We start from the raw sequence: 7509 nt of genomic DNA on the forward strand, positions 1-7509 counted from the left end.
TTTTGTTTTTTATCCTGTTTATTTCTAATAGCGTTAAATGTTCTTCTCAATGAAACTGTGATGTCATGTTGCAAATCTTCATAGTTATCTAAAAAGATAGTTGTTGGTTTTCCTGTTTGTTGAGTAATAAATGTTTCACTTGCTTTTTTAGCATTAAAAATAATCCCAATCATTTTTTCCATTTTCTTTGGATCATTTGCAGACCATAAACTGATTAACTTTATTGTTTCAGCTTCTAAAGGAATTTTACCTGCATTTCCGTTTGATACTAGAAATTCGCTTGCATTAGCTACAATGTCTTGATTTTGTTTTTGTAGAACATTTTGAGAGAAATTAATTGATGAAAAATCAAGCATGCTTGTATCTTTATTAGTATCTTTATTAGTATCTAAGTTAGTCTTATATAGATTGTGTCCGATTTCGTGATGTCCGCTTGTATCAAGGGTTTCAGCCATTTCTTGTCGGCGTCCGATTTCGTGATGTCCGCTTGTATCAAGGGTTTCAGCTGTTTTATTATTTTCTTGTCGGCGTCCGATTTCGTGATGTCCGCTTGTATCAAGGGTTTCAGCCGTTTTATTAGCAAAATCCCGTTTAATATACACGTCTTTTGCTGTAACTTCTAAATCATCAAGGTAAAGTCGATTGGGTAAATTTTTCTTTTTCTTGGGATCAAATCCTTGCTTGATTTGAAATAATAGTCCTGCTATATATGATCCATTATACCATTTAACAAAAAAACAGCCCCCATTATCCAACTAGTAGATAACGAGGGCTGTTTTAATAGTCTTTTCTAGGGGTCATTATATAATTATAGCCCCTAAACAAACATCTTTTGTAAAAAGCCTTTTTTCTGTTCTTTCAACAAATCTAACTTACGTTGATGAAGAGCGATAGTGTCGTCGAGTTGTTTGAAAAATGAACCAATTTTTTGCTGTTCTTCCTGACTAGGTTTATAGATTTCAAATTCTGAAAATTTAGAAATCCAATGACGTTCATGACTTTGAGGTACATATTTTATATTCTTCAACGTATTAAACATAAAATAGAAATTGTCAGAATTATCATTCAAACTAAGTAATTTCATTGCGGAACTCTTAATCTTAAAAGGGAAATCTACATAATGAGAACCAGTTGTAAAATCATCAAATATAATAACTGGATTCTCTACGGTAGCATTTTTAATCCCAGTAATCTCATCTGTATAGCCCAATAAGAAACTCTTACCTGCTGTTAAAACAGGTGTATTAAAAGTGTCATCATACTCTGTAGATTTAACAATATATTTTGTTGGTTGCTCATAGTTAAATATCTCCCCCAACTTACGCTGTTCCCAATCGTCAGCAAACCCCGCAAATCGCAATTCAGGAATTTTTTCTCCAGCTTTTGGAAACATTTTTTGCAAGTAGCCTTTTTTCTGTTCTTTCAACAAATCTAACTTACGTTGATGAAGAGCGATAGCGCAATCAAGTTGTTTGAAGAATGTCCCAATTTTTTGTTGTTCTTCTAATTTTGGATATAAAAGATTTACTTGTTTTAGATCAGAGTTATGCAGATGAACTACAGATTTTCCTTGAGCTCTCTTCGACATTTCTTGTCGTTGAGATCCATTAGAAATAGTTAAAGCTAAAAAAATAGAATCAATATAATTTACTGGTTTAATTATATTTAAATCTCCGCCTAAAATTAGACCTGATTTACCAACAACTGAAGCTCTAGAAATATCTTCTGAAGATTCTCCTGATGCAGGTACTATGACTTCAGATCCTTCACTAATTATTGAGTTATCTTTCTTATTTACAAATGTATCTACTTTCTCAATAACTGTTTCATATTTTGTATATAAGCGACCATATAAAATTATTGGATCTCCAAATTCGACTAAATCATTTTTTGTATATCCATTGCCTTTTGAAAAACTAGCTAATTCACCCAACTTACGCTCTTCCCAATCGTCAGCAAACCCCGCAAATCGCAATTCAGGAACTTTCTTTTTAACTGAATCATCTATTTTCGCCATAGTCCCCACCATTTTCTTGGTTTTTCTTGTTCTTCTATCCTTTTTTGATCTTTGATTTGTTCCTGCAAATTTTCCAACTTCTCTTTAAGAGCGTTCACTTCATCTTTATATTGATTGTCTAAGTGTTTGAATTGTGTTTCCTGTGAGGGCATTTTGAGAACTTTTAATCTGTCGTTTTTTGCTTTGTATTCTTCTAACAACTTTTTATCTTGTAAGGCTAATTGTTGTTGCTGGTCTAACAAATTTTGCGTTTGTTTTTGTGCTTCCACTAAACTTTTTATTTGTTCATCTTTATTGGTATTTTGAGATTCAAGATATTCAATTTGGTGTTTAAGACTGTTTAAATAGCTATTTAAAGTGCTGTTTAATTCAACGCCTTCAACACTTGTATTTCCTTTTATATTAGTGTTTTCTTGGTGTTTAACGGTATTTAACTTACTGTTTAAACTACTGTTTAATTCAATACCTATATTTTCTTTTATTTGTTTAACCGCTTCAGCGGTTAATAGCTTCATACTATTATTTCTAACTACATATTCGCTTGATATTTTAGAAACTTGATAATGAATTTTATTCTTGCTAACTCCTAACTCATCTGCAAGTTCTCGAATCGTTTTTAAATTGTCACTCATGATCTATATCCTGCCTTTTAACGATTGGTAGATACTGTTCAATCGATTTTTTAAGATACTTAGCAATATTCTTTTTCGAATAGTCATCTTGTTTGTCTCTGATATAGGCTAAGTGTTCTTTCACGCCCTTTAAACCACGTAATTCTTTTAATTCGTCATAAAGTGGATATACATTTTTCTGTAACCCTGACAAAATAGTCGTATCCGTTAAATCAATATATGACAATAAAAACTGCTCCATAAGTAACTTTGTATAGGGACTTTTTATTGCCTTAACAGTCAACATATCTTCTGTTTCTTCTTGACGAATCTTGCCCTCGATATAAACGGGATCATCCTGTTTATAACTACTATCAGCCGCAACTTGTTTTTTAGTAATGTGAAAGACAATGCTATCAATGCTGCGCCCTTTTTTAACTTTTTCGTACGTCACATTAAAAGTTGTATTATTTGTAATTTCTTCAATACCATTTTTTAAAATTCTTTTTTCAAAATTTCTAAAATCCAGATACTCATCTATCGTATCTGTCATTTCTCGTAAATCTCGGATACTAATTTCAGGATTACGATAACTATCAATTTGGTCTTGTCTCCGACCACCTTTAAAGCTGTAATGCTCGTACTGGTTGTAATTCATCGATAACCAACGGTATAGAATAATGGCATACTTGCTATTTAATTCTGCGATGTCTGACAAAGCATGTTGCGTAAAATTGTTTTTAAGATTGATTAAGTAAGGCATGATTTCACGATGAAATTCAATTTTTACTTCGTCACTATAATCCGTCCATTCCACATAAGGGATTGGCACAATACTAACAAACTTAAACCCTTTATCTTGTTCTTTTTTAATCTGAAAAAAAGCTTGTTTCTGCATTCTTTCAATCGCTTGTTTAAATCGGCTATGTTTATCGTTATCATTCACCTTAAAGAAAGCAAACATTTCTTGCTTTGATAAATAAACCGTTTGATCTTGAGGTGGGTTTTCTGTATCGATTAAAGAAACAGCTAATTCAAACATTTTAAGCGGCGTTTTATCCATTTTGGCAATGGATGTGATTAAGCTATTGTGTTCGACCACTTTTCTTTTTGATAATTCATTCAAGGTCTGCACCTGCCTTGTCTTTGATTCTGATATAATGGACATATAGATACACTCCTTTGGGCGTGTTGTTGGATATAAGCATAAAGAAAAACTTTTTGTCGGGAATTTCTTTATGCTTTTTATTATAGCATTTTACGTGTACATGAAAAAATAAAATGTACACGTATGCACAGTATTTTGTACACGTATGCACAGTATTTTGTACACGTATGCACAGTATTTTGTACACGTATTTAGCTTTGAAGCATTGCTAATGCTCACTTTATAACCACGCAAAAGAACAAAAGATTAAAATATAAAAGATAAACTTATAATAGGCTTCGCCTTTTTATTGAATTAATAAAAACAAAACAAAAAGAACACCGTTGTACATAATGTTTGTCCAGAGTGTTCTTTTTGTTTGGCATTATTTTAAATGATGGATTCCTGGTTATGTAACCTAATTGCCCCTTATTAAGCCAATAGCGACGTTTGAATCTATTTGATGATTATTTCTACGTCACATGGTTAAAAACGCTTAGACGAGCAAATAGGCCGTTATAACGTTAAAGACTTGGCCCTTTAAAAATATCACGCGTTAATTCAATGATTCGATTAATTAATGCTTTAACTTGTTCAATACCCCAATCTAATCTAGTTGGCGCTATTTTCGTATCTGGATCTGCTCTAGCTGTCGTCAGTGTCTTTAACCAGGTCTGGGCTACTTTTTTATTTTGAGTGAGTTCTTCATGATCCAGCTTATAAAGAACATACCGAGCCTCCACATCAGTATGCGATAGTTTGTCGACACCATAATCATTTTTAAGCATGTCACGCATCACATAGTCCATTTTTTGCTGTTCTCGCTGCCGCTTCTGAAACATTTGATGAGTTTCTTTCAGGTTTTGATAGTCAGCTTGGATGTCAGCTAATTGCGCGTTGACTTGGCCTAACGTTTGCTTGAGTTCTCGTGTCTCATGCTGGCTTTGCAAGGTGGCTTTCTTCATCGTGGCTAACACACTTTTAAAGCGATCTAAGTCATCTGGTTTAAGCACCGTCTTACCAAAGAGGTTTTTAGATAAGTCTTGTTTAAAGGCATCAATTTGTTTTTCGGCTAAGTCCAATTCCGTTAAGGCTTGATCCGTGATTTTAAGTACGGCCTGTTTCGCACGAATATTGTCTTCAATATCGGCTAGTTCAGTTTTTAAAGCGTTAAACTGATCGTTGTATTTTTTGATTTCAGCGACATTCTCAAACGGTAAGGTTTTGTTATTTAAAATCCCTTGTTCATAAAAGGGCAGCACTTTTTTTAAATGCTCATCTAAATCCTCATGAAAGCTTTGCAAATCATGGCGCGTGAGGACTTCTTTAGCGGATACTTTATCACGTGCTTTTTTATTATCAAAAACCACTGGGACAAAGGCATAGTGCAAGTGAGGGGTTGTCTCGTCATAATGTACGACAGCGGCCACGGCATTTTCTTGACCATAACGGTCATTCAGAAAATTAGTGGTTGCTTCAAAAAAGGCGCTCTGTTGCTCGTAGGACGCTTCTGTAAGTTCTTCAGGTAAAGTGACAATCCAAGTCGCTAACGCCTTCACATCGTCTCTTTTCATGCAATAAACGTCATTTAAACGCGCATTGAAGCGTGACAGCATATCAGAACCATCCGCCATCAGATCTTGATTTAGATAGGTTTTCGACACATCAATTTCTTTGTTAGTGTGATGGTCGGTTTTACGTTCAAAGTGAACCGCTAAACCTGGGACTGCGCCACGCGTATTTTTCTTTAAATGCGCCATCAAAAATGCCTCCTCAAAAAGGGTTTTCCAAGACCAGTATAACACCGTTAAAAATCTGGTATAGCCTGTTATACCAAAATAATATTTTGGACAGGCTCTGCGAGGCGCGTCATCGCCAAGCGATGACCGTAGCGTTTCCCCTTCTTACTGGGGAAACTGCTATTTTACAGCGCCACTTATCCGGCTTGTAAAACCTCTGGCGGGTCACGCCGTGACGGGGCAATTTATCATTGCAGGATCACTTTCAGTGAGAGCATGTCATGCAGAACGCTACCCGCGTGGGGCAAGCTGGTGTCAGCTTAACCCCATAAAAAAATAAGTTGAGATAGTATCTGTATCTCAACTTATTTTGAATGCTAATATAATTTCTCATCGTATTAAGTTATGACCAATATTTCCTGTAAGCAAACTACACGCGTTTTTTTGGTAACAATTTTAATAAATCTACACTGGTATGGATTGCTCAGAAGTCAATAAATTGGACTATTTTTATTTGCCACTTATTATTTTGATAAGTCTAACTATTGCTTTTGGCATCAAAAGTGTCTTAGCGATATTGGTACTAATTATTCTGTCACTTACATTAGCATTATTTATTGCAAAATAAAAAGCAAAGCTTTTATAAAAAAAGTCTTTACCTTTTATTTTTCCCAAGTCATACGATACTCTTTTGAATCAGTCTCAGTATCCATACCTACACTGTCTATGATAAAATCTTTATTCTCATAAAAATTAACGGCATTAATATTATCTACATAGACTGAAAGTGTTAATTTGTCGTTTATTTGTTTTAGGTAATTAATTAATCGGCTACCAACACCTTGCTTTCTGTAGTTCATGTCAACAAATAATCCAGCTATGTAACCATCTAATTCGCCTAAAAAACCGATAATTATTTCATTATTCCTATACACAAAAATATTTGCTTCAGGCAACATTTTTTTAATGTTCACAAATTGATTTTTCCAATACTGAGCGGGAATAAATGAATGTGCTTGTAAATTGCCATTCAACCAAATCTGTGCCAATTGTTCTAAATCCCTGTCTGAAAAACTGTTTAATTTTGTAATCATTGTAGCCCCCTTTTTCCTAAAACAAGTTTAATAAGAAATAGGAGAGGATTCAATTATCTAAAACTAGGAAATGATATTAATTAATCATATTCTTTTCCATTTATTGTTTCACATATTGTTTCTACACTTATTAGTTCCATTATTTCCACTCCTTATAATTTAAAAATATTCTAATTCTAACAATCGTTTATTTAAGTTACCTAGCGTTCCATATTTTCGTATTAACACTTTAGTTTCTTGTTCATTTTGAGCTTTACTTATCACTCTATTCTCGCTTTCTGCATTATCTAATTGTTGCTTTAAAAACTTTTTATTCATTTTTCTGTCCTTTCTTTTAAACACATTTTTTTTAGGTGTTGAGTGAGTGAAGCTGGATTGATGATTATTTTTAAGTTATTAAATTATGTACATAGATCACCCCCTTTTTTTATTTTGATAGTTCATTTTTTCCAGTGCGTTTTCGGTCGTTTGCTGTGATGAAAACAGATAAAAAACATAAAAAAAATACAAGGGCGAACTTGTGAGTTTATATACCCTTTTATTTTTGACTGTTTTTGATATGGTAAGTGACAGTAAACAGACGTATTACGCAGTGTAAAATGAGCTTTCTAAAAAAGGTAGTATGATACATAATTTAATTGTTTAACTTCAAAATAATCAGAAAAAAAGGACAAGATATTATCTTGTCCTTTGATTTTAATTGCCTTTAATAACGCTTCTAAGGCATTTTTAACATTTTACTAGTCTTTGTACTTTGTTGCTTTTAAAGTTTCTCTATGGCTCTTATATGAGCTAATTTAGCCATTTTAACTTAATGATTGCAAGTATTCGCTGTACCACACTTCAAAAGTATTTCTCATTGCGCCAAAAATGTAATTTTCAGGATTAACTTTTTGTTTTT

The 7509-nt window shown here is 33.3% G+C and carries 8 protein-coding genes; all 8 read right to left on the minus strand.

From position 1 onward, the window contains the following. On the minus strand, positions 1 to 755 hold a 755-nt coding region (locus AC1RPU_RS07440), incomplete at its 3' end, for a plasmid replication initiation protein (protein WP_481761984.1). Between the two features lie 62 nt (positions 756 to 817). Continuing rightward, positions 818 to 2017: a restriction endonuclease subunit S gene (locus AC1RPU_RS07445; protein WP_224143287.1), complete on the minus strand. Its 1200-nt coding sequence runs from the start codon at positions 2015 to 2017 to the stop codon at positions 818 to 820. Continuing rightward, entirely contained in the window at positions 2005 to 2649 is a 645-nt protein-coding gene (locus AC1RPU_RS07450) for a hypothetical protein (RefSeq protein WP_481761985.1), read from the minus strand. Before AC1RPU_RS07450 ends, AC1RPU_RS07445 begins: the two co-directional genes overlap by 13 nt. Continuing rightward, entirely contained in the window at positions 2642 to 3796 is a 1155-nt protein-coding gene (locus tag AC1RPU_RS07455) for a RepB family plasmid replication initiator protein (protein WP_481761986.1), read from the minus strand. The genes AC1RPU_RS07450 and AC1RPU_RS07455 overlap by 8 nt, the downstream gene beginning before the upstream one ends. A gap of 503 nt (positions 3797 to 4299) precedes the next feature. Then, on the minus strand, positions 4300 to 5535 hold the full coding sequence (gene mobV / locus AC1RPU_RS07460) for a MobV family relaxase (RefSeq protein ID WP_481761987.1): 1236 nt from the start codon (positions 5533 to 5535) through the stop codon (positions 4300 to 4302). 489 nt (positions 5536 to 6024) lie between these two features. After that, entirely contained in the window at positions 6025 to 6189 is a 165-nt protein-coding gene (locus AC1RPU_RS07465; protein WP_013102110.1) for a hypothetical protein, read from the minus strand. Further along, positions 6177 to 6608 carry a GNAT family N-acetyltransferase gene (locus AC1RPU_RS07470; RefSeq protein WP_220741389.1) on the minus strand — a complete coding sequence of 144 codons (432 nt, stop codon included), beginning with the start codon at positions 6606 to 6608 and terminating at the stop codon, positions 6177 to 6179. The genes AC1RPU_RS07465 and AC1RPU_RS07470 overlap by 13 nt, the downstream gene beginning before the upstream one ends. 159 nt (positions 6609 to 6767) lie before the next feature. Then, a complete protein-coding gene (locus AC1RPU_RS07475) occupies positions 6768 to 6926 on the minus strand; it encodes a hypothetical protein (protein WP_185931198.1) in 159 nt (52 codons plus the stop codon). Positions 6927 to 7509 lie beyond the last annotated feature (583 nt).

The sequence above is a fragment of the Dellaglioa sp. CoH-55-MRSF-7 genome, assembly GCF_056782235.1.

What these genes read in the sequence shown, in the direction of transcription:
- AC1RPU_RS07445 (WP_224143287.1), bottom strand. Translation starts at nt 2,017, where the DNA reads ATGGCGAAAATAGATGATTCAGTTAAAAAGAAAGTTCCTGAATTGCGA.
- AC1RPU_RS07450 (WP_481761985.1), bottom strand. Translation starts at nt 2,649, where the DNA reads ATGAGTGACAATTTAAAAACGATTCGAGAACTTGCAGATGAGTTAGGA.
- AC1RPU_RS07455 (WP_481761986.1), bottom strand. Translation starts at nt 3,796, where the DNA reads ATGTCCATTATATCAGAATCAAAGACAAGGCAGGTGCAGACCTTGAAT.
- mobV (WP_481761987.1), bottom strand. Translation starts at nt 5,535, where the DNA reads ATGGCGCATTTAAAGAAAAATACGCGTGGCGCAGTCCCAGGTTTAGCG.
- AC1RPU_RS07470 (WP_220741389.1), bottom strand. Translation starts at nt 6,608, where the DNA reads ATGATTACAAAATTAAACAGTTTTTCAGACAGGGATTTAGAACAATTG.
- AC1RPU_RS07475 (WP_185931198.1), bottom strand. Translation starts at nt 6,926, where the DNA reads ATGAATAAAAAGTTTTTAAAGCAACAATTAGATAATGCAGAAAGCGAG.